General features: G+C 62.6%; 26 protein-coding genes and 1 tRNA gene. 21 read left to right on the top strand and 6 right to left on the bottom strand.

Annotation, left to right across the window (positions count from 1 at the left end; genetic code table 11):
- The first annotated feature begins 210 nt into the window (after nt 1-210).
- From secA to J5J10_RS01130, 4 genes are all read left to right on the top strand, one after another.
- A complete protein-coding gene (gene secA, locus J5J10_RS01145; protein ID WP_211928472.1) occupies nt 211-2,913 on the top strand; it encodes a preprotein translocase subunit SecA in 2,703 nt (900 codons plus the stop codon).
- 212 nt (nt 2,914-3,125) lie between these two features.
- The gene (locus J5J10_RS01140; protein ID WP_211928471.1) at nt 3,126-5,270 is read left to right on the top strand and encodes a tetratricopeptide repeat protein; all 2,145 of its coding nucleotides are present in this window, start codon (nt 3,126-3,128) and stop codon (nt 5,268-5,270) included.
- 107 nt (nt 5,271-5,377) lie between these two features.
- Complete coding sequence (locus J5J10_RS01135) at nt 5,378-6,790, top strand: lipopolysaccharide biosynthesis protein (RefSeq protein ID WP_211931101.1); 1,413 nt, start codon at nt 5,378-5,380, stop codon at nt 6,788-6,790.
- A 2-nt stretch (nt 6,791-6,792) separates the two neighbouring features.
- Nucleotides 6,793-8,070, top strand: coding sequence for a GNAT family N-acetyltransferase (locus J5J10_RS01130; RefSeq protein ID WP_208554473.1), 1,278 nt, complete (start codon nt 6,793-6,795; stop codon nt 8,068-8,070).
- Here the strand turns inward: J5J10_RS01130 and J5J10_RS01125 are convergent, their stop codons facing one another.
- Nucleotides 8,071-9,708, bottom strand: a complete 1,638-nt coding sequence (locus J5J10_RS01125; RefSeq protein ID WP_211928470.1) for an AMP-binding protein — start codon at nt 9,706-9,708, stop codon at nt 8,071-8,073. It abuts the gene before it with no gap.
- A gap of 194 nt (nt 9,709-9,902) precedes the next feature.
- Between J5J10_RS01125 and J5J10_RS01120 the strand changes: the two genes are divergently transcribed.
- Entirely contained in the window at nt 9,903-10,370 is a 468-nt protein-coding gene (locus J5J10_RS01120; RefSeq protein WP_211928469.1) for a hypothetical protein, read from the top strand.
- Between the two features lie 80 nt (nt 10,371-10,450).
- Here J5J10_RS01120 and J5J10_RS01115 read toward each other — a convergent pair.
- Nucleotides 10,451-10,535: transfer RNA gene (locus J5J10_RS01115), tRNA-Leu, on the bottom strand.
- Between the two features lie 190 nt (nt 10,536-10,725).
- Here J5J10_RS01115 and J5J10_RS01110 point away from each other — a divergent pair.
- Nucleotides 10,726-11,307, top strand: coding sequence for a YqaA family protein (locus tag J5J10_RS01110; protein ID WP_211928468.1), 582 nt, complete (start codon nt 10,726-10,728; stop codon nt 11,305-11,307).
- Between the two features lie 13 nt (nt 11,308-11,320).
- Nucleotides 11,321-11,824, top strand: coding sequence for a disulfide bond formation protein B (locus J5J10_RS01105; RefSeq protein WP_211928467.1), 504 nt, complete (start codon nt 11,321-11,323; stop codon nt 11,822-11,824).
- Between the two features lie 3 nt (nt 11,825-11,827).
- Here the strand turns inward: J5J10_RS01105 and J5J10_RS01100 are convergent, their stop codons facing one another.
- On the bottom strand, nt 11,828-12,385 hold the full coding sequence (locus J5J10_RS01100; RefSeq protein WP_208554293.1) for an HNH endonuclease: 558 nt from the start codon (nt 12,383-12,385) through the stop codon (nt 11,828-11,830).
- 102 nt (nt 12,386-12,487) lie between these two features.
- Entirely contained in the window at nt 12,488-13,135 is a 648-nt protein-coding gene (locus J5J10_RS01095) for a DNA-3-methyladenine glycosylase (protein ID WP_211928466.1), read from the bottom strand.
- A 55-nt stretch (nt 13,136-13,190) separates the two neighbouring features.
- Here J5J10_RS01095 and gluQRS point away from each other — a divergent pair, with 55 nt between their 5' ends.
- A complete protein-coding gene (gene gluQRS, locus J5J10_RS01090) occupies nt 13,191-14,084 on the top strand; it encodes a tRNA glutamyl-Q(34) synthetase GluQRS (RefSeq protein ID WP_211928465.1) in 894 nt (297 codons plus the stop codon).
- On the opposite strand, the gene J5J10_RS01085 is transcribed toward gluQRS, so the two are convergent.
- Entirely contained in the window at nt 14,046-14,930 is an 885-nt protein-coding gene (locus J5J10_RS01085) for a YihY/virulence factor BrkB family protein (RefSeq protein WP_208554296.1), read from the bottom strand. The two genes, gluQRS and J5J10_RS01085, sit on opposite strands and share 39 nt — an antisense overlap.
- Before the next feature lie 80 nt (nt 14,931-15,010).
- On the opposite strand from J5J10_RS01085, the gene J5J10_RS01080 reads away from it, so the two are divergent.
- The 11 genes from J5J10_RS01080 (at nt 15,011) to J5J10_RS01030 (ending at nt 24,295) form a co-directional block, all read left to right on the top strand.
- On the top strand, nt 15,011-15,844 hold the full coding sequence (locus J5J10_RS01080) for an SDR family oxidoreductase (protein ID WP_211928464.1): 834 nt from the start codon (nt 15,011-15,013) through the stop codon (nt 15,842-15,844).
- A gap of 27 nt (nt 15,845-15,871) precedes the next feature.
- Nucleotides 15,872-16,069: a twin transmembrane helix small protein gene (locus J5J10_RS01075; protein WP_208554298.1), complete on the top strand. Its 198-nt coding sequence runs from the start codon at nt 15,872-15,874 to the stop codon at nt 16,067-16,069.
- Nucleotides 16,070-16,079: 10 nt separating this feature from the next.
- Nucleotides 16,080-16,658: a cob(I)yrinic acid a,c-diamide adenosyltransferase gene (locus J5J10_RS01070; RefSeq protein ID WP_211928463.1), complete on the top strand. Its 579-nt coding sequence runs from the start codon at nt 16,080-16,082 to the stop codon at nt 16,656-16,658.
- 18 nt (nt 16,659-16,676) lie between these two features.
- The gene (locus J5J10_RS01065; protein WP_211928462.1) at nt 16,677-17,471 is read left to right on the top strand and encodes a rhomboid family intramembrane serine protease; all 795 of its coding nucleotides are present in this window, start codon (nt 16,677-16,679) and stop codon (nt 17,469-17,471) included.
- A gap of 166 nt (nt 17,472-17,637) precedes the next feature.
- The gene (locus J5J10_RS01060; protein ID WP_211928461.1) at nt 17,638-18,387 is read left to right on the top strand and encodes an electron transfer flavoprotein subunit beta/FixA family protein; all 750 of its coding nucleotides are present in this window, start codon (nt 17,638-17,640) and stop codon (nt 18,385-18,387) included.
- 25 nt (nt 18,388-18,412) lie between these two features.
- On the top strand, nt 18,413-19,342 hold the full coding sequence (locus J5J10_RS01055) for an electron transfer flavoprotein subunit alpha/FixB family protein (protein ID WP_211928460.1): 930 nt from the start codon (nt 18,413-18,415) through the stop codon (nt 19,340-19,342).
- 128 nt (nt 19,343-19,470) lie between these two features.
- Nucleotides 19,471-20,352, top strand: a complete 882-nt coding sequence (locus J5J10_RS01050) for a 3-hydroxybutyryl-CoA dehydrogenase (RefSeq protein ID WP_211928459.1) — start codon at nt 19,471-19,473, stop codon at nt 20,350-20,352.
- 149 nt (nt 20,353-20,501) lie between these two features.
- The gene (cysP, locus tag J5J10_RS01045; protein ID WP_211928458.1) at nt 20,502-21,485 is read left to right on the top strand and encodes a thiosulfate ABC transporter substrate-binding protein CysP; all 984 of its coding nucleotides are present in this window, start codon (nt 20,502-20,504) and stop codon (nt 21,483-21,485) included.
- A 68-nt stretch (nt 21,486-21,553) separates the two neighbouring features.
- Nucleotides 21,554-22,375, top strand: a complete 822-nt coding sequence (gene cysT / locus J5J10_RS01040) for a sulfate ABC transporter permease subunit CysT (protein WP_249116643.1) — start codon at nt 21,554-21,556, stop codon at nt 22,373-22,375.
- Nucleotides 22,376-22,379: 4 nt separating this feature from the next.
- The gene (gene cysW, locus J5J10_RS01035; protein WP_211928457.1) at nt 22,380-23,273 is read left to right on the top strand and encodes a sulfate ABC transporter permease subunit CysW; all 894 of its coding nucleotides are present in this window, start codon (nt 22,380-22,382) and stop codon (nt 23,271-23,273) included.
- Nucleotides 23,270-24,295, top strand: coding sequence for a sulfate/molybdate ABC transporter ATP-binding protein (locus tag J5J10_RS01030; protein ID WP_211928456.1), 1,026 nt, complete (start codon nt 23,270-23,272; stop codon nt 24,293-24,295). Before cysW ends, J5J10_RS01030 begins: the two co-directional genes overlap by 4 nt.
- A 7-nt stretch (nt 24,296-24,302) precedes the next feature.
- Here the strand turns inward: J5J10_RS01030 and J5J10_RS01025 are convergent, their stop codons facing one another.
- On the bottom strand, nt 24,303-24,977 hold the full coding sequence (locus J5J10_RS01025; protein WP_211928455.1) for a TlpA disulfide reductase family protein: 675 nt from the start codon (nt 24,975-24,977) through the stop codon (nt 24,303-24,305).
- 21 nt (nt 24,978-24,998) lie between these two features.
- Here J5J10_RS01025 and argH point away from each other — a divergent pair, with 21 nt between their 5' ends.
- Nucleotides 24,999-26,402 (top strand): argininosuccinate lyase, encoded by a 1,404-nt coding sequence (argH, locus tag J5J10_RS01020; RefSeq protein ID WP_211928454.1) that lies wholly within the window; start codon nt 24,999-25,001, stop codon nt 26,400-26,402.
- Between the two features lie 94 nt (nt 26,403-26,496).
- Complete coding sequence (locus tag J5J10_RS01015) at nt 26,497-26,688, top strand: lipoprotein (protein WP_211928453.1); 192 nt, start codon at nt 26,497-26,499, stop codon at nt 26,686-26,688.
- Nucleotides 26,689-26,699 lie beyond the last annotated feature (11 nt).

Raw genomic sequence — 26,699 nt, 5'->3', positions numbered from 1 at the left:
ACCGATCTCGTCCGGTTCAATAGTGTCAAAAGCACGACGGGACGCCACTTTCACGCCGAGTTGTGCCGTTGACATCATTCGACCCCCCTCTTATCTGTCACGCAACCTCGCGTCCAGAGAGTTTCAGGCCGCGGTATGCCCATTTGCCGGGGGCCGGACCCATCGGACCCGACCGGAACAGACTGTACGGAAGTCAGAAAGGACCACTTGATGGTCAGCCTTGGTGGTATCGCCCGCAAAATCTTCGGCTCGTCCAACGACCGCCGTATCCGGTCGTACGGCTCCCGCGTCGCGGCGATCAATGCGCTGGAACCCGAAATGAAGGCCCTCGACGACGCGGCGCTCGCCGCCAAGACCGTCGAGTTCCGCAAGCAGCTCGCCGACGGCGCCAAGCTCGACGACCTGCTTGTACCGGCTTTTGCTGTCGCCCGCGAGGGTGCCCGCCGCGCGCTCGGCCTCCGGCCTTTCGACGTGCAGCTGATGGGCGGCATGATACTGCACGAGAACTCGATCGCCGAAATGAAGACCGGCGAAGGCAAGACGCTTGTGGCGACGCTCGCCGTCTACCTCAACGCTCTCGCCGGCAAGGGCGTCCATGTGGTGACGGTCAATGACTACCTCGCCACCCGCGACTCCACCACCATGGGCAAGCTCTACGGCTTCCTCGGGCTGACCACGGGTGTCATCGTCCACGGCCTGACCGACGAGCAGCGCCGCGACGCCTATGCCTGCGACATCACCTACGCGACGAACAACGAACTCGGCTTCGACTATCTGCGCGACAACATGAAATACGAGCGCGGCCAGATGGTTCAGCGCGGCCACAACTATGCGATCGTCGACGAAGTCGACTCGATCCTGGTCGACGAGGCACGCACGCCGCTGATCATTTCCGGTCCGCTGGACGATCGCTCGGACCTCTATAACACGATCGATGCCTTCATCCCGATGCTGACGGAGGAAGATTACGAGATCGACGAAAAGCAGCGTTCGGCAAACTTCTCCGAAGTCGGCACCGAAAAGCTCGAAAACCTGCTGCGCCAGGCCGGGCTGCTGAAGGGCGAGAGCCTCTACGACGTCGAGAACGTCGCGATCGTGCACCACATCAACAACGCGCTGAAGGCCCACAAGCTGTTCTCGCGCGACAAGGACTACATCGTCCGCAACGGCGAGATCGTCATCATCGACGAATTCACCGGCCGCATGATGCCGGGCCGCCGCTATTCCGAAGGCCAGCACCAGGCTCTCGAAGCCAAGGAAAAGGTGCAGATCCAGCCGGAAAACCAGACGCTCGCCTCGATCACCTTCCAGAACTATTTCCGCATGTACGACAAGCTGGCGGGCATGACCGGCACGGCGGCGACGGAAGCGGAGGAATTTGCCAACATCTACGGCCTCGACGTGGTCGAAGTACCGACCAACCTGCCGATCAAGCGCGTCGACGAGGACGACGAGGTCTACCGGACCGCCGAGGAGAAGTTCAAGGCGATCATCGAGGAGATCAAGGACGCCCACAGCCGAGGCCAGCCGGTTCTGGTCGGCACGACCTCGATCGAGAAGTCCGAACTGCTCGCCGCCATGCTGAAGCAGACCGGTTTCGACAAGTTCCAGGTGCTGAACGCCCGCTATCACGAACAGGAAGCCTATATCGTGTCGCAGGCCGGCGTGCCGGGTGCCGTCACGATCGCCACCAATATGGCCGGCCGTGGTACCGACATCCAGCTCGGCGGCAATATCGACATGCGCCTTGAGCGCGAACTGGAAGGCATGGAGCCTGGACCAGAGCGCGATGCCAAGGTCGAGGCGATCCGCGAAGAGATCAAGAAGCTGAAGGAACAGGCGCTCGCCGCCGGCGGTCTCTACGTGATCGCCACCGAACGCCACGAAAGCCGGCGCATCGACAACCAGTTGCGTGGTCGTTCCGGCCGCCAGGGCGACCCGGGCCGCTCGAAGTTCTACCTGTCGCTCCAGGACGACCTGATGCGCATCTTCGGCTCCGACCGCATGGATGGCATGCTGCAGAAGCTTGGCCTGAAAGAAGGCGAGTCGATCATCCATCCGTGGATCAACAAGGCACTAGAGCGCGCCCAGAAGAAGGTCGAGGCCCGCAACTTCGACATCCGCAAGAACCTGCTCAAGTATGACGACGTCATCAACGACCAGCGCAAGGTGATCTTCGAGCAGCGCGTCGAACTGATGGACATGCAGGATGTCGATACCGTCGTCACCGACATGCGCCATGAGGTCATCGAGAAGATGGTGAGCCTCCACATCCCCGAGCGCGCCTATGCCGAGCAGTGGGATGTCGATGCGCTGAAGAACGCCGTCGCCACGACACTGAACCTCGACCTGCCGATCAAGGAATGGGCCGCGGAAGACGGAATCGACGAGGCGGAGCTGACGACCCGCATCCGCGATGCCGCCGACAAGTACGTGGCCGAAAAGGCAGAGCGCTTCGGCCCCGAGATCATGACCTATGTGGAGCGCTCGGTCGTTCTCCAGACCATCGACAATCTCTGGCGCGAGCACATCGTCAATCTCGATCACCTGCGCTCGGTCGTCGGTTTCCGGGGCTATGCCCAGCGCGATCCCCTGCAGGAATACAAGGCGGAGGCCTTCGAGCTCTTCCAGGCCCTGCTGGCCAACCTGCGCGAGGCCGTGACCACGCAGATGATGCGGGTGGAGATCGTTCGCGAACAGCCGGCTCCCACCCCGCCGCCGATGGAGGGCCACCACATTGATGCCACCACCGGCGAGGACGATTTCGGCGAGGGCGCACCGGAACAGCAGCCTGCCGTCGAGCGCGACGGCGCCAATCCCGAAAGCTGGGGCCGCGTCGGCCGCAACGAGCCCTGCCCCTGTGGCTCGGGCAAGAAATACAAGCATTGCCACGGCGCCTTCGAACAAGAATAGGCCGACGCACAAGATGCAAAGAAAGAAGCGGGCGTCGAAAGGCGCCCGCTTCTTTCGTTCATGCTGCTGACCTTCGAGGTGGCTTCGCCTTTCCCATTCTCCAACACAGCGCAAGCGTCGCGAAGGCTTATCGGGCTAGCTGCTGGGGTTGAGGTAAAATGTGGGTGGCCCCGGCGCTTTCGTCGGGCTGCGAGAGGCGTCGGAGCTGGAACATGGCGAAGCCGAATGTCGATCAGATCCTGTTCAAGGCGAACGCCCATGCGAGGAAGGGCGAGACGGGACCCGCACGGCAGCTCTACGAGGCCGTGCTCAGGATGGCACCAGCCAACAAACTCGCGAGACAGGGCCTCGAACGCCTGGGCGCAGCACCCGCACCCTCGATCGAGGTGACGCTGACGGCGGAACTGGCCAAGCTCTACAAGCTCGGTGAGTTCGGCGTCCTTCGGCCGAGATTGACCAAGGCGCTCCAGGCATTTCCAAACAACAGGATGCTATGGATATTGACTGCCAACGTCGAACGGGCCGAAGGCCGTTTCGACAGGGCGATTGACGCCTTCCGGCGGGTGACTGAAATCGATCCGGGTTATCCGGACGGTCACAATGATCTCGGCATCTATCTCAAGGCCGAAGGCCTTCTTGACGAGGCTGAGGTATCGATCCGGCGCGCCATCGCCCTGCGGCCGGATTACCCGGAAGCCCACAACAATCTTGGCAACGTGCTGAGGGCGCTCGGGCGGCTGGACGAGGCGCTCGAATGCTACAAACAGGCGCTTGGCCTGCGACCGGATTACATCGAAGCACACAACAACATGGGCAACCTGTTGCAGGATCAGGGCCGGGCCGGCGCCGAGGAAAGCTATCGTCGAGCCCTCGAACTCAACCCGGACTTCGGCGAAGCCCACTACAATTACGGCTCGGCGCTTGAAGACCAGGGCCGGCTCGACCAGGCGATGGAAAGCTATCGCCGGGCGCTGGAACTGAAGCCCGACTTCGACTTCGTGAAGGGCCAGCTTCTCCATCTGCGGCAGATGACCTGCGACTGGAGCGTCTGGCCGGAGATCGACGCCGCCCTGCCGACCCTCGGCATCGTCGGCGACCGCGTTCCGCCCTTCGTGACCCTGGCGATGGAGGACAACCCGGAGCGGCAGTTGCAACGCTCGATCCACTGGCGCGAGAAGAGCTATTCGGTAACGCCGACAGTGTCCGCCCTTCCCGCCGCGAAAAGCGGCAAGATCCGTATCGGCTATTTCAGCGCCGACTTTCACGACCACGCCACCCTCTACTTGATGGCGGGTCTGCTCAGGCTGCACGACCGCACCCGGTTCGAGATCTACACCTACGGCTATGGGCGAACCCAGCACGGCATCTGGCGCGACCAGATGATCGCCGAGGTCGATGCCTACACTGAGCTGCGCGGTGTGTCGGACGAGCAGGCGGCCGACCTCGTGCGCCATCATCGGCTCGACATCGCCATTGACCTCAAGGGCTATACCAAGCACACCCGCAGCGAACTCTTCGCAAGGCGCCTGGCGCCGCTGCAGATCAACTACCTCGGCTATCCCGGCAGCATGGGCGCCGATTTCATCGATTATCTCGTTGCCGACCATATCGTGGTTCCGCCGGAGGAACGCCGGCATTACTCGGAAAATGTGATCTTCCTGCCCGGCTCCTACCAGCCGAACGACGACCATCGCAGGATCGCCGACAGCCCGACAACCCGCTCGATGTTCGGTCTGCCGGACGATGCGTTCGTCTTCTGTAGCTTCAACAACAGCTACAAGATCGGCCCGCGCGAGTTCGACATCTGGATGCGCGTGCTGAAGGCCGTCGACGGCAGCGTACTTTGGCTCCTGCGCGCCAATCGCTGGGTCGAGGCGAACCTGCGGCGCGAGGCGGCCGCGCGAGGCGTCGATCCAGCTCGGCTCGTCTTTGCCGCCAACACGCCGCATGCCGAACACCTGTCTCGCCACAAGCACGCGGACCTGTTCCTCGACAGCTTTGCCGTCAACGCGCACACGACGGCGAGCGACGCGCTTTGGGCCGGACTGCCGGTGGTGACGCGCAAGGGGCGCCAGTTTGCCGCCCGGGTTGCTGCGAGCCTGCTGCACGCTCTCGATCTCGGCGATCTCGTGACCGACAGCGACGAAGCCTACGAGGCGCTGGTCCTTGATCTCGCCCACGATCCGGAACGTCTGGAAGATGTCGGGAGACGGCTTGGCAAAGGTCGCACCCGCGCGGGCTCGCTCTTCGATACCGCGACCTACACACGGCATTTCGAGTCGGCACTCGCTGAGGCCCATCGCCGTCGCCTCGAAGGGCTACCGCCCGCAGATTTTACCATCGGAGCCGACGCCTGACAGCGACACTCGCCCAATCCCGGCGAGGGAAAAGAACCGTTTCTTAACCCTGATCTGACAACACTCGCCTTTGTTTCCCAGGTTCGAGTGAGCAGTGCGTGTCGATCATGGCGGTTGTCCAGACAGCGGAAAAGATGCTGCCGGCAGGCTTGCGCCAGCTGCTCGCGCCGGTGATGCTGCGGTTGGCCGCAACCTTCCTCGCGACCGATGAAACCGCCCGCGCCCAGCGCATGGCCCTGATCGCCTTCGTCATCCGCGTCGTCAGCGCCGGCATCGCCTTCTTCTCGCAGATCATCCAGGCTCGCCTGATGGGCGAGTTCGAATACGGCATCTTCGTCTTCGTCTGGGTGCTGGTGGTCCTGTTCGGCAACCTCTCCTGCCTCGGCTTCCACACAGCCGTGATCCGCTTCCTGCCGCAATATGACGACGAGACCGAGCGCAGCGAGATCCGCGGTCTGACCGTCACGGCACGCCTGTTCGCGATGTTCTCCGCCACCATGCTGGCGCTTGTCGGCTTCGCAGCGATGCATCTTCTCGGCGACCGGATCGAAGCCTACTACATGGTGCCGCTGTTCCTCGGCCTCATCGCCCTGCCGATGATTGCGCTCGGCGACGTGCTGGACGGCACGGCGCGTGCCAACAGCTGGCCTGTCGCGGCGCTGAGCCCCACCTACATCATCCGACCGACGCTGATCCTCGCCTTCATGCTGATCGCCGTGCTGTTCGGCGCGCCGCGCACCGCAACGACGGCAATGCAGGCAGCTCTTGCCGCGACCTATGTGACGACGCTCGTGCAGTTCATCTCGATCAACCTGCGCCTGCGCCGCCGCTTCGAGCGCGGGCCGCTGAAGATCGACTTTCTCGCCTGGTTCCGGGTGGCTTTGCCGATCTTCCTGATCGAGGGCTTCGGCTTCCTGCTTACCAATTCCGACGTCGTCGTCGTCGGCCTCTACCTTGAGCCGGACCAGGTCGCCATCTACTTCGCCGCGGCGAAGACCATGGCGCTCGTCCAGTTCGTCTATTTCGCGGTGAAAGCGGCCGCCGCACCCCGCTTTTCGGCGATGATGGCCGACGGTGACATGATGGCGCTCGCCACATTCGCCGGCACCACCAGCCGCTGGAGCTTCTGGCCGTCGCTGGGGATGGGTCTTGTCGTCCTGGCACTCGGCACTTTTCTGCTGTCGCTGTTCGGCCCGGCCTTCGGCGCCGGCTACTATCTGATGGCGATCCTGTTCGCCGGCAGCCTCGCCAAGGCTCTCGTCGGCCCAGGCGAGGTGCTGCTGACCATGGCCGGGAGGCAGATGCTCTGCGTCGCGCTCTATGTCGCGGCACTCACCGTCAACATTGGCCTCAATGTAACACTCATTCCCCTCTACGGTCTGGCCGGCGCCGCGATCGCCACCGCCGCCGCCACCATGACCGAAGCGCTGCTGCTGCATATCGCGGTCAGACGTTCCCTGGGCATCGTGCTCTTCGCCTTTGCCGATCCGACCTCGCTGATGAAGAAAAGGGCGCAATGACCATGCCCAACCCACCGATCTACGACGAAAGCGTCAACAGCAACGCCAACCGCATGGTCGGCGCACTGGCGAGCGTGCCGCGCGAGCGGCCCGTCGCCGACATCGAGCTCGAGATCGGGCGGCCCGGCCGCCGGCTGTTCCTCTATCCGGCCCGGATGGGCTACGATCTGCAGGAGGAACTCCAGTTCCTGACGAACCGGGCGATGGAACCGAACATCTTCTTCGCCGCCGGATTCCTGGCGCCGGCCATGCCTCGACTTGAGGACCGGCAGGTGCGGCTGGCCCTGATCCGCGACGACCGGAACAATCGCAGCCGCATGCGCATGCTGATGCCGTTCTCCGTCGAGAAGCCCGGCTTTTCCGTCGGTCCGTCGATCATCCGCGCCTGGTCGAACCCGTTCGGTCCGCTCGGCACGCCGCTGATCGACGCCGAGGAGGCGGCCGAAACGATCGAGAACATGCTGGAAGCCTATGCGCTGCCGGCATCGAAGCTGCCGGGCGTGCTCGTGCTGCCGGATCTCAGGCTGAACGGGATCGTCGCCCAGATGATCAGGGCCCTGGCGATCAGCCGTGACCTGCCGCTGACGCTGACCAATACCTATCAGCGCCCGATGCTGAATAGCGACGAGGACGGCGAAACCTATCTCGCCGGCTCGCTTTCGAAACACCATCTGCGCGAGATGCGCCGCCAGTGGCGCCTGCTCGCCAAAGACGGCGGGCTCTCCTACAACGTCGCCCGCCAGCCGGAGGACATCCGGGTGCGTATGGAGGAATTCCTGGCGCTCGAGGCAAGCGGCTGGAAGGGCAAGAAGCGCTCTGCCATGGTCATGGACCGCTACCGAGCCGCCTTTGCGCGTGAGGCGATCACCAATCTCGCCGACATCGACGCCGTGCGTATCCATACGCTCGACCTGAATGGCCAGGCGATCGCCTCCATGGTGGTGTTCATCATGGGCGGCGAGGCTTATACTTGGAAGACCGCCTATGACGAAAGCTATGCGCGCTTCTCGCCAGGCAAGCTTTTGATGGTCGAGTTGACGAAATGGCATCTCGACGATGCCAATATCGAACGAACGGATTCCTGCGCCGTGCCGGACCATCCGATCATGAGCCGCTTCTGGCGTGAGCGGGAGGAAATGGGCACTTTGGTGATCGGCCTGGCCCGCAACAGCGACCGGGACGTGCGACAGGCGGCCAACCAGCTGCACCTCTACCGCAATACCCGAAACATGGCCCGCATCCTGCGCGACAAGATCCTCGCACGCCGCAACGACGACTGACTATTCCGCCGCAGCCGCGAGCTCCCCGTCGCGCAACAGCCGGCGGATCACCTTGCCGCTCGTCGTCATCGGCAGGGCGTCGACGAAAGTCACTTCGCGCGGATATTCGTGCATGGAAAGCCGCTGCTTGACCCAGTCGGAAATCGCGCCGGCGAGCGCATCGCCCGGCTCATGGCCCGGCGACAAAACGACGAAGGCCTTGACGATTTCGGTCCGAACTGGATCGGGCTTTCCGATGACGGCGGCGAGTTTCACCGCCGGATGGCTGAGAAGACAGTCCTCGACCTCTGCCGGACCGATGCGGTAACCGGCAGAGGTGATCACGTCGTCATCGCGGCCAAAGAATTCGACGAAGCCATCGGCGTCCTGCCGGCCGAGATCGCCGGTCTTCATCCAGTCCCCGACGAATTTTCGTTCCGTCGCGGCCTCGTCCTGCCAATAGCCGAGGAACATCACCGGATCCGGTCGGGCGATGGCCACCTGGCCGGTAACGTCCGCAGGCACGACACGCCCTTCGTCATCGATAATGGCGACACGATGACCCGGCACGGCGCGGCCGATCTTGCCGCCCTTGCTGACGCCGAGATGGGCGGCGGATGACAGCACGAAATTGCATTCGGTCTGGCCGTAGAACTCGTTGGGCACAAGCCCGAGCGCCGACCTTACCCACTCGTAGGTCTCGCGGCCAAGCGATTCTCCGGCAGACCCGATGCTGCGCAGGGAAAGATCGTAGTGGCGGCGGGGATTATCGATGGACCGCAAAAGCCTCAACGCCGTCGGCGGGATGAAAGCGTTGCGCACGCCCATCTCGGCCATGATGCGGAAGGCCATGTGCGGATCGAACTTCTGCGCCGGCGAGGAGACCACCGGAACGCCAAGCAGCAGGGAGGGCAGAAGCGCGTTGAGCAGGCCGCCGGCCCAGGCCCAGTCGGACGGCGTCCACATCCGGTCGCCATCGCGCGGGATGAAGTCGTGCGCCATCTGGAAGCCGGGAATATGGCCGGGCAGGACCCGGTGTCCATGCAGCGCGCCCTTCGGCGGACCCGTCGTACCTGAGGTGAAGATCATCAGCGCAGGATCGTCGGGACCGCTGTCGATAACCTCGAACACCGAGGGCTGTGGCTCCATCAGATCTCGGAAAGACAGGGCACCGGGAGCCTCACCGTCGACCGAGATCACATGCCGCAGCCCCTCGGGACGCGGGCTAACTTGGGCGAGGCGTGACAGGCCAAAGGCATTTGTGACGAGAACCGAAGCGCCCGCAGCACGCAGCCGGTAGTCCAGCGCCTCCGCGCCGAACAGAAGCGCCAGCGGCAGGGCGATGGCGCCGAGCTTGTAGATGGCGACATGAGCGATCACGGTCTCGAAGCACTGAGGCAGCAGGAGCGCAACCCGATCGCCGGGTTTCACGCCAAGGGCAACAAGCGCATTGGCAAACTGCGACGATCGGGCGGAAAGCTGCCCATAGGTCATCGACAGATGCTTTCCGTCGGCACTGAAGTGCTGAAGGCAGACCCGGTTGGGCTCGTTGCGGGCCCAGGCGTCGGAGACGGCCTCGCCAATGTTGAATTTTGACGGAATCTGCCACGAAAAATCGCGATAAAGCGCCTCGTAGCTGTCCCGAACGGGCAAGAACATGCCGAAATTCCCGAAAAACTCGATAGTTTCCTAGCTATCACTCCTTTCGCACCTGCACAATGGAGCGGTATTCGGTGGGTTGCCATGCTCCGCTGGACAGCGTTTCGACGTCCGTGTAGCGTCCCGCCACCGAAACCGAGACCCGGCGGTCGTGGCGATCACGACCGATAACCGGATAAGACCGAGTGACAAGAATGAACGACAACACCTCCGATTCCGGCGGAAAACGCCCGAAGACCGGCATGCTGCGCTCTGGCCAGGCTGTCAGCCTGGTGGGCGTCGACAAGACGCTGCTGCCGAAGACCCGCAGCAAGGCCAAGGGTAACGAGGACGGAGGCACGATTGCCAATGTGAAGATCGTCTCCCCGGTCGGCGCCCGCGGCGTCGCAGCACGGCAGCAGATCCAGCAGAAGGTACTGCGATCGGCGAGTGCCAGGATTGGTGGTGCCATAGAACAGGGCACGCTGTCGGCCAAGGGTGCGAAACAGTTGCTCGTCGCGCGCATGACCAAGGCGCTGGGCTCGACTGACGCGGCCGAAACCTGGTATCGCAGCCATCGCCTGGAAGCGCTCGGCGGCCGCACTCCGGCCCAGATGGTCCGCGCCGGCGAGGTGAAGGCGTTGATGGAGCATCTTCAGGCGAGCGGGGCGCAGAAGGCCTGAGGCTTTCCGAGATTTGAAGTCTTCCAAAGGAGAATGCAGCAGGGCCTCAGCACGGACACTGCGGTGCCGCCGGGATGAATTGGTGCCCCATGCCGGAATCGAACCAGCACTCCTTTCGGAACTCGATTTTGAGTCGAGCGCGTCTACCAGTTCCGCCAATGGGGCAATCCATGCGTTCCAGTCGGGTAGAACAGCGCCGGACTATACGAATGGGTATGTGCGGGTCAACTGGTATCGGACATAAAGAGACGATCTTGCGGTGATTTTCGAAAAGCTTTCGCACTGCGGCATGGATGGCATTTACTCCGGTCGAGGGCTCCAATAAAACGGCTGCCAACGTCAACGGGGTCTTCCGATGCTGCGCCGCCTGTACGACTGGACCATGTCGCTTGCCCGAACCCGCCATGCCGAAAAGGCGCTGTTCGGCGTTTCCTTCATCGAAAGCTCCTTCTTTCCCATACCGCCGGACGTGATCCTCATCCCGATGGTGATCGCCAAGCCGATGAACTGGCTCCGGATCGCGCTGATCTGCACGGTCGCGTCCGTGCTGGGCGCGTTCCTCGGCTACGCGATCGGCATGTTCCTGTATGAGACCGTCGGCCAGCCGATCCTCGCCTTCTACGGCAAGGAAGATGCCTTTACCGAGATCGCCGACTGGTACAACACCTGGGGTGGCTGGGGCGTGCTGTTTGCCGCCGTCACACCATTTCCCTACAAGGTGCTGACGATCTTCTCCGGTGCGACGGGACTGAACATCTTCATATTCACTCTTGTCAGCATCGTCGGCCGAGCCGCCCGTTTCCTCCTCGTCTCCTGGCTGCTGAAGCTTTACGGCGAACCGATCCGGCTGTTCATCGAGAAATATCTCGGCCTTCTTTTCACCCTCTTCATGGTGCTGCTGATCGGCGGCTTCTACCTCGTCAAGTTCATCTTCTGAAAGGCACGCGCCCATGGCCGCGATCACCAAAACCACAATGGCAGCCGTCGCGGCGACGATCGGCATGGCAATCGTCATCGGCTCAGCGCTCGGCTTCGAGCATATCGGCGGCTATATTCCCTGCGCGCTCTGCCTGATGCAGCGCAATCCCTATTATATCGGCATCCCGCTCGGCATTCTCGCGATCGTGTCGTCGATGCTGCGGCTGCCGGTCTGGATCACGAAGACGCTTCTCGTCGCCATCGGCCTGCTGATGGTCGTCGGCGCCGGTATGGGCGTCTATCATTCAGGCGTGGAATGGCAGTTCTGGGAAGGCCCGGCGAGCTGCAGCATTACCGCGGCCGGCGCCGGCGCCACCGGCGGCGACATCCTGGCGCAGCTGAACGAGGTCAAGGGCCCGTCGTGCACCGAGGCGACGCTCCGGGTGCTCGGTCTTTCCTTCGCAGGGTGGAACGTCCTGACGAGTATCGCACTAGCCGCGATCGCCTTCTGGGGCGCGACCCGCAAGACGGCATAAGTATCAGGGCTGCAGTTCGCTGTCCCAGTAGAGATAGTCGATCCAGCTTTCGTGCAGATAGTTCGGCGGGAACAGCCTACCGTTGTTGTGCAGGTCCTGCACCGTCGGTCGATAGGGCTTCTGTGCCGGGAACATCTGCGCCTGCCGCGGCAGCTTGCTTCCCTTGCGCAGATTGCACGGAGAACAGGCGGCAACCACGTTTTCCCAGGTCGTCTCGCCGCCATGGGCGCGCGGAATGACGTGGTCGAAGGTGAGATCCTCTGTCGAGCCGCAATACTGGCACTGGAATTTGTCGCGCAGGAAGACGTTGAAGCGCGTGAAGGCCGGATTGCGGGTCGGTTGCACATAGGTTTTCAGGCTGACGACGCTCGGCACCCTCATCGAGAATGTCGGCGAGCAGACCGAGTGCTCGTATTCAGCGATGATGTTCACCCGATCGAGAAACACGGCCTTGATCGCATCCTGCCAGGACCACAGCGACAGAGGGTAATAGCTGAGCGGCCTGTAATCGGCATTCAGCACGAGCGCCGGCAGGGAATTAGGAGAAACAGCAATCGTCAAGGGCATTCTCCTGATCGATTCGGCATCCACACTTTCTATATTAGGTCCGTTGTTACAGGATTGTGAAGTCCAATAAATCCAGTTGCTTCGAGTCCGCTGTCGTCATGCGGCAGGCGCGGCCTCGCGCCCGAGCCTCGTTGCATAAAAAGCCCAGAAAAGCCGGGCGGCGACCGAGCGCCAGGGGCTCCACGGCGCGGAGATTTGCCGCACCCTCGTGATGTCCGGGCGTTCAGGCAATTCGAACGCCCAGCCGACGGCAGCCCTCAGCGCAACGTCTCCAGCCGGAAACACGTCGGGATGTCCGCCGGAGAACATCAGGTACACCTCCGCTGTCCAAGGTCCAATTCCGGGAAGCCGCGTAAGCTCCGCCATCGCCTCATCCAAGGGAGCCAGGGTGACGGCATCGAGATCGATCGCGCCTGACACCACCGCCTCGGCAAGACCCTTCAAGGTGCGCGCCTTGGCACCGGACAGGCCGAACCCGGCGATCGGTTCTTCGGTCAGCATCAGGTAGCGCTCGGCCGAGAGCCCTTCGCCAGCGGCCAGCAGGATGCGGCCCCAGATTGCCTCGGCGCTGGCGCGCGACACCATTTGCGAGACGACGATGTGGGCGAGACCCGCAAACCCCGGCTCGGCCAGACGCAACGGCAAGGGACCAGCCCGCTCCGCGATTGTCACGAGCCGCGGGTCGATGTGAAACAATGCGGCAAGACCGGCTTCGATGTCCTCGATCGATCGGATGGGGTTCATGCGCTGTTTCGGAATGCCTCTTGGAGCAGGTTATCTTTTCGTGCCAGAAGGAAGCATGCACGCCGCCGACCCTTCGAGTCCACCCGTTTTCCGTTTTGCGCCAAGCCCCAACGGGCAGCTCCACCTCGGCCACGCGCTCTCTGCGATCCTAAATCACGACATGGCAAAGGCTGTCGGCGGACGGTTTTTGCTGCGGATAGAGGATATCGACGTCACCCGTTGCACACCGGAGTTCGAGCAGGCCGTCTACGATGATCTCACCTGGCTCGGGCTTGACTGGGAGAGCCCGGTTCGGCGGCAGTCCGAGCACATAGCGCACTATCAGTCGGCCCTAGACGGACTCATTGAAATGGGCCTCGCCTACCCCGCCTTCATGACACGCGGCGAGGTGAAGGCGGCGGTGGCGAAAGCCGAGGCGGACGGGACAGCATGGCCGCGCGACCCGGACGGGGCGCCGCTTTATCCGACAGACGATCGCCACGTTTCAGAGACCGAACGACAGACCAGGATAACGTCTGGCGCGCGCCACGCCTGGCGACTGGACATGGCGAAGGCAATCTCGATAGCCAGCGATGGATTGAGCTGGAACGAGGAGGGTGATGGCGAAAAGGGCGTGATCACAGCCGATGTATCTGCGTGGGGCGACGTGGTGCTATGGCGCTCGGACGCGCCGTCGAGCTATCACCTTTCAGTGGTGCTGGACGATGCGCTGCAGAGGGTTACGCATGTGGTGCGGGGTCTGGACCTCTTCCAGTCGACCGCCGTGCACCGTTTGCTGCAACGGCTGCTCGACCTGCCGGAGCCGCGCTATCATCACCATCGGCTGATACTCGGCGCGGACGGGCGCAAACTCTCGAAGAGCGAGGGATCGACTGGTCTCGCGACGCTTCGAGAAGAGGGAGCCTCGCCCTCAGATATCCGCCGCCTGGTCGGGATTGGCGCCGGGTGACACATCGACCCGCATGGCGGCAAACTTCATCAGCGCGGCATTGAACTCCGCGCCGATCAGGAAGATCACGCCGACCATATAGAGAAAAACGATCACGATCATGATCGAGGCGAGGCCGGCATAGGTGGCGGCGTAGTTGGCGAACGTGCCGAGATAATAGGTGAAGATCAGCGCGCCGATCATCCACAAAAGCAGCGTCAGCACCACGCCGGGTAGCACGTCGATCAACCGCCGACGCCCGGCCGGCAGGCCGAGATGAGAGAGCAGCAGACCGACGACCAGCAACGCCACGGTGCCGATGATGCGCCAGTTGGCGATCGTCGCCAGCCATTCCTGCATCCACGGAAACCAGGTCTCGGCAAAGGCATCGGCAACGGGAACGACGACGAGCAAAGCGCTGACAAGGGCGAAGACGATAACGGCGCTGAGCACGAAACCCAGACTGATCAGGCGCGTGATGTACCACGGCCGGGTTTCAGTGACGCGATAGGCGCGGTTCAGTCCGGCCCGGAGCGCCTCCACGCCGTTCGACGCGAAATAGGCGGCCGCCAGAACCGAGATCGTCAGCAGCCCCCCGCGCGGGATCGTCAGGACGTTCACCAGTTCATCCGACAAGGGCTTCGCAATCACTTCGGGCCAAGTGTCGAAGATCAGATGGATGGCGGTTTCGGAAAACTGGTCGGCGCCCAGGAAACCGGCGAGCGCGGTTCCGAAGATCAGGAAGGGAAAGACGGCCAGCAGCGCCGAAAGCGCGACATGGCTTGCCATCGCCCAGCCGTCGTCCTCGCTGAAGTGGTACACCGCATCGAACGACACCCTGTAGAGCCTGCGCAGGTATGTCGTCATGAAGTCTCCCTTGTGGCCAAGCGATTGTATCCCGCGGGGGAATATGGGAAACCCGGTCCGATTTGTACAGGATCGAGACCATGACCGACACCCGCAGCATCATCGTGACCGGCTGCTCCTCCGGCATCGGAGCCTATTGCGCGCGGGCGCTGAAGGCCGAGGGCTGGAGGGTTTTCGCCTCCGTCAGAAAACGTGAGGATCTGGCCGCGCTGGAGGCGGACGGGCTGGAGGCGCTGGTCATGGACTATACCGACGGGTCCAGCATCGCGACGCTCGTCGATACCGTAGCCGAGCGCACAGGCAGGCGAATCGACGCCCTGTTCAACAACGGCGCCTATGGCCAGCCCGGTGCAGTCGAGGATCTGTCGACGGACGTCCTGCGCCGCCAGTTCGAGACGAATTTCTTCGGCTGGCACGAGCTGACCCGTCGCGTGATCCCGATGATGCGTCGGCAAGGCCATGGCCGCATCGTGCAGTGCTCCTCGATCCTCGGTCTCGTGGCCTATCGCTATCGCGGCGCCTATACCGCGTCGAAGTTCGCACTCGAGGGTCTCAGCGTGACGTTGCGGATGGAACTGGAGGGCAGCGGCATCCATGTGAGCCTGATCGAGCCGGGGCCGATCGAAAGCCGCTTTACCGCCAATGCGCTGGCGCAGATCCGAGAGAACATCGATCTTGTGAACTCGGCCCATGCGCGCGAATACAAGCGGCAGCTTGCGCGTCTCGACGGCAGCGGACCGATCAATCGTCACAAGCTGGGTCCCGAGGCGGTCCATGAAGTCCTCAGACATGCCTTGACCGCGACACGCCCGCGCCCACATTATCTCGTGACAACTCCAGCCAAGCAGGGCGCCATGCTGAAAAGACTGCTGCCCGCCGGCCTTTTCTACAGGCTGATGCGGTCGCTGGACTGACCTCAAGCAAAAGGGCAATCCGCAATCATGTCCACATTCACATCGGTCCTGGCTTTCATCGTCATGGGACTGGTCGTCGTCGTTCTCGTGCGCGGCCTGTTCAACATGATGAAGGGTGGCGACGGCAACCTTTCCAACAAGCTGATGCAGATGCGTATTCTGCTGCAGGCGATCGCCGTGGCGCTGATCATGCTGACGCTGTGGCTGACGGGCGGCGGACGATAGGATCGGGACCATGGTCAAGCTCAACAAGATCTATACCCGCACCGGTGACGACGGAACGACGGCGCTGGTCACCGGTCCCCGCCGTCTCAAGCATGATCTGCGGGTGGACGCCTATGGTACCATCGACGAGACCAATTCCGCGATCGGCGTGGCCCGTCTGCACACGAACGCCTTGCCGGACCTCGATGCCATGCTGCTGCGGGTCCAGAACGATCTCTTCGACCTTGGCGCCGATCTCGCCGCGCCCGATACCGGCGAGCCGCTTTCCTATGAGCCTCTACGTATCATCGAGGCCCAGGTGGACCGGTTGGAGAAGGAAATCGACCAGCTGAACAGCGAACTCGATCCGCTGAAATCCTTCATCCTGCCCGGCGGTTCGCCCGCCGCCGCCTATCTCCATCTCGCCCGTACCACCTCACGGCGGGCCGAGCGGGTGATGGTGGAGCTGTCGCGGATCGACGGGGAAAACGTGCACGAACCGTGCCTGAAATATGTAAACCGACTGTCGGACTTCCTGTTCGTCGCGGCGCGATACGCCAACGACAAAGGCAAGGCTGACATTTTGTGGGTACCTGGAAAAAACCGCTGACGAGAAAGGTCCGGCGTCTTGTTCATACCGCTGCACGACAGGAACGCCCTCAAACACATTCGGCGACAATACGTCACCCTCGGCCTGATCATCCTCAATGTCGTCGGTTATGTCCTGACGGTGCTGTCAATGCCGGAAGAGATAGCGACCGCCGCAATCTTCAGCTTCGGCTTCATTCCGGCTGTCGTATTTGACTATGCCGCTCTCGATCCTTCGCTGGCACTTGTGCCGCCCGACGCCACGGTGCTCACCTATTCTTTCCTGCATGCCGACCTCATGCATCTCTGCACCAACATGCTGTTCCTCTGGGTGTTCGGCGACAATGTCGAGGACGCCCTGGGGCACCTCCGCTTCCTGATCTTCTATCTGCTCTGCGCCGCGGCGGGAGCCTATTTTCACGGCCTTGTCGGACCGCAGTCGCAGGTGCCGTTGATCGGTGCGTCGGGCGCCGTCTCCGGCGTGATCGCAGCCTACCTTCTGCTCCACCCGAAGGTGCGGGTATGGGTACTGGTACTCTTCCGTTTTCCCCTTCCTCTTCCAGCGGCCATTCCGCTGGTCTTCTGGATCGGCCAGCAGTTCGTGATGCTGGCAACCGACTTCGGCTCCAATGTCTCGTGGGGCGCACATGTCGGCGGCATATTCGCCGGCGGTCTTCTGGTTCTGGTCATGCGCCGCCGCGGCGTGCCCTTGTTCGACCGCACGATCGTCACGCCCCGTTCGGTCAAACATGAGGAGGCGTCGCCGACCGCGCCATCAATGATTGGCCGCTCCGAGCCGGCGCGCCAGGCCGTTCGCTGGGGTCGATCGGCATAGCGAGAAATTTTACGTGTACGTGAACGTAATATAATCGTTTAAACGACATTATGCCGCCGGGCGGGCCGTTGTGTTTGCGAAAAAAATGCGTATCCATGTCGCCGACTGACTATCGGAGGACCGTCCGAAAGCGCATTTTCAGGGCGGGCAATGAAGGAAGGAACTCATGAAGGTACTTGTCACCGTTAAGCGGGTCGTCGACTACAATGTGAAGATCCGCGTGAAGCCGGACGGTTCGGGCGTCGAACTCGCCAACGTCAAGATGTCGATGAACCCCTTTGACGAAATCTCCGTCGAGGAAGCGCTGCGGCTGAAGGAAGCGGGCAAGGCCGAGGAAGTCGTCGTCGTCTCGATCGGCCCGGCCAAGGCAGAGGAAACGCTGCGTACCGCTCTCGCAATGGGTGCCGACCGCGCGATCCTGGTCGAGACCGAGGATGCAGTCGAGCCGCTCGCCGTCGCCAAGATCCTGAAGGGTGTAGTCGAGGCCGAACAACCGGGTCTCGTGATCACCGGCAAGCAGGCGATCGACGACGATTCGAACCAGACCGGCCAGATGCTCGCCGCCCTGCTCGGTTGGGGCCAGGCAACCTTCGCCTCCAAGCTAGAGATCAAGGACGGCTCCGCCGACGTGACCCGTGAGGTCGATGGCGGCCTGCAGACCGTCAACGTCAAGCTCCCGGCCCTCGTCACGACGGACCTGCGTCTCAACGAGCCGCGCTACGCCTCGCTGCCGAACATCATGAAGGCAAAGAAGAAGCCGCTCGACAAGAAGAGCCCGGCCGATTTCGGCGTCGACACGGCTGCCCGCCTGAAGGTGATCAAGACCGAGGAGCCCGGTGGCCGCAAGGCTGGCGTCAAGGTCAAGACCGTCGCCGAACTGGTCGACAAGCTCAAGACCGAAGCCGGCGTGCTCTAATCGGAACGGATAGGGAGATAAAGACATGGCCATTCTTCTTCTGGCAGAACACGACAACACCACCGTATCCGACCAGACCGCCAAGGCGCTGACGGCCGCGACGCAGATCGGCGGCGATGTTCACATCCTCGTCGCCGGCTCCGGCGCCAAGGCAGCAGCGGAATCCGCTGCCAAGCTGTCAGGCGTTGCCAAGGTTCTGCTCGCCGACGACGCCTCGCTCGCCAACAACCTTGCCGAGCCGCTGGCCGCGACGATCGTCGCGCTCGCCGGCAGTTACGACGTGATCATCGCTCCGGCGACATCGGTCGGCAAGAACGTCATGCCACGCGTTGCAGCGCTGCTCGACGTCATGCAGGTCTCGGAAATCATCGAGGTCGTATCCGCAGACACCTTCAAGCGTCCGATCTATGCCGGCAACGCCATCCAGACCGTGCAGTCGACCGATGCCAAGAAAGTGATCACGGTCCGCACCGCCTCGTTCGCCGCTGCCGGCGAAGGTGGTTCGGCGTCCGTCGAGACCATCTCGGCCGGTGCCAACCCGGGCGTGTCGAGCCACGTCGCCGACGCGCTGTCGTCTTCGGATCGTCCGGAACTGACCTCCGCCAAGATCATCATCTCCGGCGGCCGCGCGCTCGGCTCCTCCGAGAAGTTCAAGGAAGTCATCCTGCCTGTTGCCGACAAGCTCGGTGCTGCCGTCGGCGCCTCGCGCGCGGCGGTCGATGCGGGCTACGCCCCCAACGACTGGCAGGTCGGCCAGACCGGCAAGGTGGTTGCCCCGCAGCTCTACATCGCCTGCGGCATCTCCGGCGCGATCCAGCACCTCGCTGGCATGAAGGACTCCAAGGTGATCGTCGCGATCAACAAGGACGAGGAGGCGCCGATCTTCCAGGTCGCCGACTACGGTCTCGTCGGTGATCTCTTCGAAATCCTGCCGGAACTCGAGAAGTCGCTTTAAACCTCGCTCTTTCGCACCTGCGAAAAGACTGGAAAAACGACCAAAGCGAGTCTATCAATCTTGCCGGGCCCTCAAGAATGGGGGTCCGGCATTTCTTTGCCAAAAACAGACTGCGTGGGGAGAGCGCGATGGACACGACGATCAGCAACGTAGGAATCATTGGCGCTGGTCAGATGGGATGCGGCATCGCTCAGGTTTGCGCGCTCGCCGGCTACAAGGTGACCCTCTACGACCTCTCCAAGGATAGAACTGAAGCAGGTCTCGCCACGATCAACGGAAACCTTGCCCGGCAGGTGAGCAACGGCAAGCTCTCCGAGGAGGACCGCAAGGCGGCAGTCGCGAAAATCTCCGGCAGCGCCGACATCAACGACCTCGCGCCGATGGATCTGGTGATCGAGGCGGCGACAGAGGACGAGAGCGTCAAGCGCAAGATCTTTGCGCAGGTTTGCCCGGTCCTGAAGCCGGAAGCGCTGCTTGCCACCAATACATCGTCGCTGTCGATCACCCGCCTTGCCGCATCAACCGACCGTCCCGAGCGTTTCATGGGCATCCACTTCATGAACCCGGTACCGGTGATGAAGCTGGTCGAACTCGTACGTGGCATCGCCACCGAGGAACTGACCTTCGCGACCGCCAAGACTTTCGTCGCCTCGCTCGACAAGACCATCACGGTCGCGGAAGATTTCCCCGCCTTTATCGTCAACCGCATCCTGCTGCCGATGATCAACGAGGCGATCTACACGCTCTATGAGGGCGTTGGCTCGGTCGAGGCGATCGACACCGCCATGAAGCTCGGTGCCAACCATCCGATGGGCCCGCTGCAGCTCGCCGATTTCATCGGTCTCGATACCTGTCTCTCGATCATGCAGGTGTTGCATGACGGCCTGTCCGACTCGAAGTATCGCCCCTGTCCGCTGCTGGTAAAGTATGTCGAGGCCGGCTGGCTTGGCCGCAAGTCCGGCCGTGGCTTCTACGACTATCGCGGCGAAGTGCCCGTCCCCACCCGCTGAGCGGACCCCCGCGCATTCCGGACAAACCTCTTACCGCGCAAAGATTTTTGCTGCGTTCATGGATCATTGGTCTGTCATTCCTCGGAAGCGCACGGATGACGCTCTAGTTTGCAGGCTCGATACTGGCCCCCGCATTCCGGAGCATCCGCATGAAACGCCTCCTCCTCGTCACCGCAGCACTTGCCGCCTTCACCGTTCCGCTGCAGGCCGTTGCCGCCGACAAGCTTCTGAACGCCTCCTACGACATCGCCCGCGAGCTGTTCGAGGCGGAGAACGAGGCATTCATCAAGGTCAATCCGGGCATCACCATCGACCAGTCGCATGGCGGCACCTCCAAGCAGGCCCGCGCGATCGTCGAGGGCCTCGAGGCTGACGTCGTGACCTTCAACCAGGTCACCGACATCGAATTCCTGGTGAAGAACGGCTTCGTTTCCGAAGACTGGCAGAGCGAATTCCCGAACAATGCCTCGCCCTTCTATTCCTTCCCGTCCTTCCTCGTGCGCGCCGGCAACCCGAAGGGCATCAAGGACTGGGACGATCTCGCCCGTGATGACGTGAAGGTGATCTTCCCGAACCCGAAGACATCAGGCAATGCCCGCTATACCTATCTCGCGGCTACAGCCTACGCGAAGGAGAAGTTCGCCGGCGACGAGGCCAAGGTGACGGAATTCGTCGACAAGATCTTCGATAACGTTCCCGTTTTCGACACGGGCGGTCGCGCCGCGACGACGACCTTTGTCGAGCGCGAGATCGGTGACGTCATCATCACCTTTGAAGCCGAGACCAAGTCGATCGCCAAGCAATACGGCGAGGATAATTACGAGCAGGTGGTCCCCTCCGTCAGCCTTCTGGCCGAATTCCCGGTCGCCATTGTCGACAAGGTCGCCGAGAAGAAGGGCAGTCAGGACCTGGCGAAGACCTATCTCGACTTCCTCTACACGCCGGAAGGCCAGACCGTCGCCGCCGAATTCGGACATCGCGTTCATGACGAGGCGGTCGCCGCCAAGTACAAGGACGAGTTCCCGGACGTGCGTCTCGTGACGGTCGAGGACGTGTTCGGCGGCTGGAGCAAGGTCTCCCAGGAGCATTTTGCCGAAGGTGGGATTCTCGACGGTATCTACGGTAGCCGCTAAGGGCAGCTGTAACCAGGCTGACGGACCGGCGGACGTTCCGCCGGTTTTCTCATGAAAGGATGACGACGTTGACACGGCGCGTATTGCCAGGCTTCCGGCTGTCCCTCGGGATCACGCTGGTTTATGCCGCGATCATCATCATGCTGCCGCTCGCCGCGCTGATCTTCAAGGCGGCCAGCCTCGGACCGGTCGACTACTGGCGCATCGTCTCCTCCGAGCGGGCCGTCGCGAGCTACATGGTGACGGTCGGCTCCGCCCTGGTGGCGACGCTCTTCAATCTCGTTTTCGGGCTCGCGCTCGCATGGGTTCTGGTGCGTTACCGTTTCCCCGGCCGCCGCATCATTGACGCGCTTGTCGACCTGCCCTTCGCGCTGCCAACAGCAGTGGCCGGGATCTCTCTGACGACGCTGTTCGCAACCAACGGATGGTTCGGCTCGGTCCTGTCGCAGATCGGCGTGAAGGTTGCCTATACCCCGCTCGGCATCATGGTCGCCATGGCGTTCACCAGCCTGCCCTTTATCGTTCGCACCGTGCAGCCGGTACTCGAAGAGCTTGATCCCGCACTCGAGGAAGCGGGCCAGACGCTGAGCGCCGGCGACTGGTCAATCTTCCGCCGGGTCATTCTGCCGCTGCTGGCGCCCGCGCTCTTGGCCGGCACCTCGCTCGCATTCGCCCGCAGCCTCGGAGAATTCGGCGCGATCATCTTCATCGCTGGCAACCAGCCGTTCGAGACCGAGATCACCGCGCTGCTCGCCTTCATCCGGCTTGAGGAATACGACTATCCGGCCGCCGCCGCGATCGCCTCGGTCATGCTGATCGCCGCCTTCGTGATGCTGGCCGTGACCAATATCCTGCAGGCACGCGCCCTGCGCTACACGGTGAAAGGCTGACGCCATGAGCCAATCGAGCCACCGCCGTCCTCCCCGCGTCGGAGATGCGCCCATCTTCAAGTACGCGCTGCTTGCCATCGTACTTTTGCTCGTCGCCTTTGTCGTCATTGCGCCGATGGTGGTGATCGGCGCCGAGGCTTTCTCGCGCGGCATTCCTTACTTCCTGGAGAGCATCAGCGAACCGGACACACGTCATGCCGTGATGCTGACTGTGATCACGGCGGCAATTGCCGTGCCCGTGAACACCCTCTTCGGGGTCGCTGCCGCCTGGGCGATCACCAAGCATGACTTTCCCGGCAAGCGGCTTCTGACCATCGTCATCGAGATCCCCTTCTCGGTATCGCCGGTTGTCGCCGGCGTCTGCTACCTCTTCGTCTATGGCCTTCAAGGCCTGTTCGGACCGACGCTGGATTCCATTGAGTTGAAGATCATGTTTGCGCTGCCGGGCATCGTGCTCGCCAGCATGTTCGTCACCGCACCGTTCGTGGCCCGCGAACTGATTCCGCTGATGCAGGCCCAGGGCCGTGATCTGGAAGAGGCTGCCACCTCGCTGGGCGCGAGCGGCTTGCGTACCTTCATGTCGGTTACGCTGCCCAATATCAAATGGGCTCTGCTGTATGGCGTGGTGCTGTGCAACGCCCGTGTGATGGGCGAGTTCGGCGCCGTGTCGATCGTCTCCGGCAACATTCGCGGCCAGACCAATACGCTGCCGCTGCATATCGAACTGCTCTACCAGGATTACAATGCCGTCGGCGCCTTCGCCGCCGCTTCGATCCTTGCTTTGCTCGCCCTCGTCACGCTCGTCGCCAAGGTCCTGCTCGAACGCCAGGGCGCAGGCCGCCGCAGCCGGCCGACAACACTGGCCGGCACACCGACTACTTCGGAGGTCCATTCGTGAAAATCAAGCTCGACTCGGTCGTCAAGACCTTCGATACGTTCCGCGCCGTGCATGGCGTGTCGCTCGACATCGAGAGCGGCGAACTGGTGGCGCTCCTCGGCCCGTCCGGCTCCGGCAAGACGACCATCCTGCGCATGGTCGCGGGTCTCGAATTCGCCGATGGCGGACATATCTATTTTGGAGACGAGGATGCGACGAACATTCCGGTCCGCGATCGCGGCGTGGGTTTCGTCTTCCAGCACTATGCGCTCTTCCCGCACATGACGGTCGCCGAGAACATCGCTTTCGGCATGAAGGTTTCCAAGCGCAAGCGCTCACCGGCCGAAATCGACAGGCGGGTCGACGAACTCCTGGCCCTGGTGCAGTTGTCCGGACTGGGCGAACGCTTTCCGGCGCAGATATCGGGAGGCCAGCGCCAGCGCGTCGCGCTCGCCCGCGCGCTGGCCGTCGATCCGAAGGTGCTGCTGCTCGACGAACCCTTCGGCGCGCTCGACGCCAATGTCCGCCGCGATCTGCGCCGCTGGCTGCGCACGATCCACGACGAACTCGGCATCACTACGCTGTTCGTCACCCACGACCAGGAGGAAGCGCTCGATCTCGCCGACCGTGTCGTGATCCTCGACAAGGGTAAGATCGTTCAACAGGGTACGCCGGAAACGGTCTGCCGCTCGCCCGACAATGCCTTCGTGATGCGCTTTTTGGGCGATGCCAACAGCCTGAAGGCTCAGGTTCGCTCAGGCAAGGCCGAGGTCGAGGGCTTCTCCTATGAGGCTCCCGGACTTTCCGACGGTCCGGCGGAAGTCCTGTTCCGCCCGACCGATGTGCGCTGGACAGACGAGAGAGGCAGCGGCATCTCCGCCCGCATCCTCCGCGTTCTTGACCGCCCCGGCTCGCGCCGCGTCATCGCGACGACGGAAGGCGGTCAAATGGTGGAGTTCGACGCGTCGGCGCAGTTTCCCCACCGTCGCGAGGAGCGCGGATTCCTCGTGGTCGATCAGCCACGCATCTACGCCCCCGGCTGAGAGAGCATCAGGTAGTCGGCGGCGACACTGCGGCCGTCACCAGCGCCTTGGCGTCGTCGCTATCCCAGGCGGCCGGGCCGTTCATCGAACCGAGCAGACAACCCTTTTCATCGACGAGAACAGTCACCGGCAGGCCGAAAGCCAGGCCTTCCTTCTTCATGGAGTTGAAGACGCCCATACTGGAGTCCCGGTAGAGGCCGAGGCTGTCGACACCAATTTCCTCCAGGAAAGCTTTCGGCTTGTCCCCGGCATTGGGCGTATCGATGTTGATCGCCAGAACCTGGAAATCCTCCCCGCCCATCGCCTTCTGCAGATTATTCAGCGCCGGCATTTCCTCCCGGCATGGCACGCACCAGGTCGCCCAGAGATTGATGAGGACCGGTTTTCCGGCAAAGGCGGCAAGGGAGGTATCAGCACCTGATGCGTCCTTGAAGGCCAGGTTGGCGATCTTTCGCGGCTCGTCGACAGGCACCAGTGCGGCGACCTCGCCTCGGATGGCGGGCGACAGTGCTTGCGCCCGTTCGACGGAGCCCGCGCACGCGGCGGCATCAGCGGACGCGACGGCATTGCCAGACCCCGCCTGCTTCACGTATACCGCAACCCCGCCGGCCAGGATGCCGGCAACCGCCGCAATCGCAACCAATCTGGCCGAAGGAAGTCCGAAGGGTCTCTTTTGGGTCATTCAAGTCTCCAGGGGCATTACATGGCTGACGGAACCAAGGACGGAAAATCCTCCAACCAGATGTGGGGCGGCCGCTTCGCGTCGGGACCGTCGGCGATCATGGAGGAGATAAATGCCTCCATCGGTTTCGACAAGAAGCTCTATGCCCAGGATATCCGCGGCTCGATGGCGCATGCGACGATGCTGGCGCATCAAGGCATCATTTCGGCCGAGGACAAAGACAAGATCCTTCACGGCCTGAACACGATCCTGTCAGAGATCGAGGGCGGTACGTTTCAGTTCTCGCGCAAGCTCGAAGATATCCACATGAACGTCGAGGCGCGTCTGGCCGACCTGATCGGCCCGGCCGCCGGCCGCCTGCACACGGCGCGCTCGCGCAACGACCAGGTTGCGCTTGATTTCCGCCTCTGGGTCAAGGAAGAACTGCAGAAGACGGAAGCAGCCTTGTCCGGCCTGATCGACGCCTTCCTCGACCGGGCGGACGAGCATGCGGACAGCGTCATGCCCGGCTTCACCCATTTGCAGACGGCACAGCCGGTGACCTTCGGCCACCACTGCATGGCCTATGTGGAGATGTTCGGCCGCGACCGCCAGCGCGTGCGCCATGCAATCGAGCATTTGGACGAGAGCCCGATCGGCGCAGCCGCACTCGCCGGCACCGGCTTCCCGATCGACCGGCACATGACGGCCAAGGCGCTTGGCTTCCGCGAGCCGACCCGCAATTCGATCGATACCGTCTCCGACCGCGACTTCGCGCTGGAATTCCTGTCGATCGCCTCGATCTGCGCCACGCACCTGTCGCGGCTGGCCGAGGAGATCGTCATCTGGTCGACCCCGCAGTTCGGTTTCATCCGGCTGTCGGACGCGTTTTCGACCGGCTCATCGATCATGCCGCAGAAGAAGAATCCTGATGCCGCCGAGCTGGTGCGCGCCAAGACGGGCCGCATCAACGGTTCGCTGATCGCGCTTCTGACGGTGATGAAGGGCCTGCCGCTCGCCTATTCCAAGGACATGCAGGAAGACAAGGAACAGGTCTTCGACGCGGCCGAAAGCCTCGAGCTGGCGATTGCCGCGATGACCGGCATGGTCACCGACATGACGATCCGCACAGACAAGATGAAGGCAGCAGCCGGTTCCGGTTATTCGACCGCCACTGACCTTGCTGACTGGCTGGTACGCGAGGCAGGACTGCCCTTCCGCGACGCTCACCATGCCACCGGCCATGCCGTGGCGCTGGCCGAGAAGAAGGGTTGCGACCTTGCCGAACTGTCGCTCGAAGAACTGCAGCAAATCAATCCCGCGATCACGGCAAGCATCTTCGACGTCCTGACGGTCGAGGCGTCGGTCGCCAGCCGCAACAGCTTTGGCGGCACCGCGCCGAGCGAGGTGAGGAAACAGATCGCCTGGTGGCGTGCGCGCAATTGATCACTTCGACGGCCTGTTCCATCACGCGAATTGGGGTGCACAAGGCACCGGTTTTCCGCTACAGGCTAGACATCGAATTCCTTTGGGCTGGATCATGACGCAGACCTTCCGACGCATGTTCGTGGTGACACTCGTTCTCGCTGCCGCTCCAATGGTGCTGGCGGGATGCGGGCGTAAGGGCGACCTCGATCCGCCGAGCATGCCGGTCGAACAGCAGAACAAGCTGTCGACACCGAACAAGCAACCGGTACCCGACGACCCGTTCGTTCTCGATCCGCTTCTCTGACAGGCCAGACC

Origin of the sequence: Ciceribacter sp. L1K23 (genome assembly GCF_018122705.1) — a bacterium.
In the GTDB taxonomy this organism is placed as follows: domain Bacteria; phylum Pseudomonadota; class Alphaproteobacteria; order Rhizobiales; family Rhizobiaceae; genus Allorhizobium.
The sequence above is the reverse complement of the archived record's forward strand: the minus strand, read 5'-3'. Positions and strand labels throughout refer to the sequence as shown.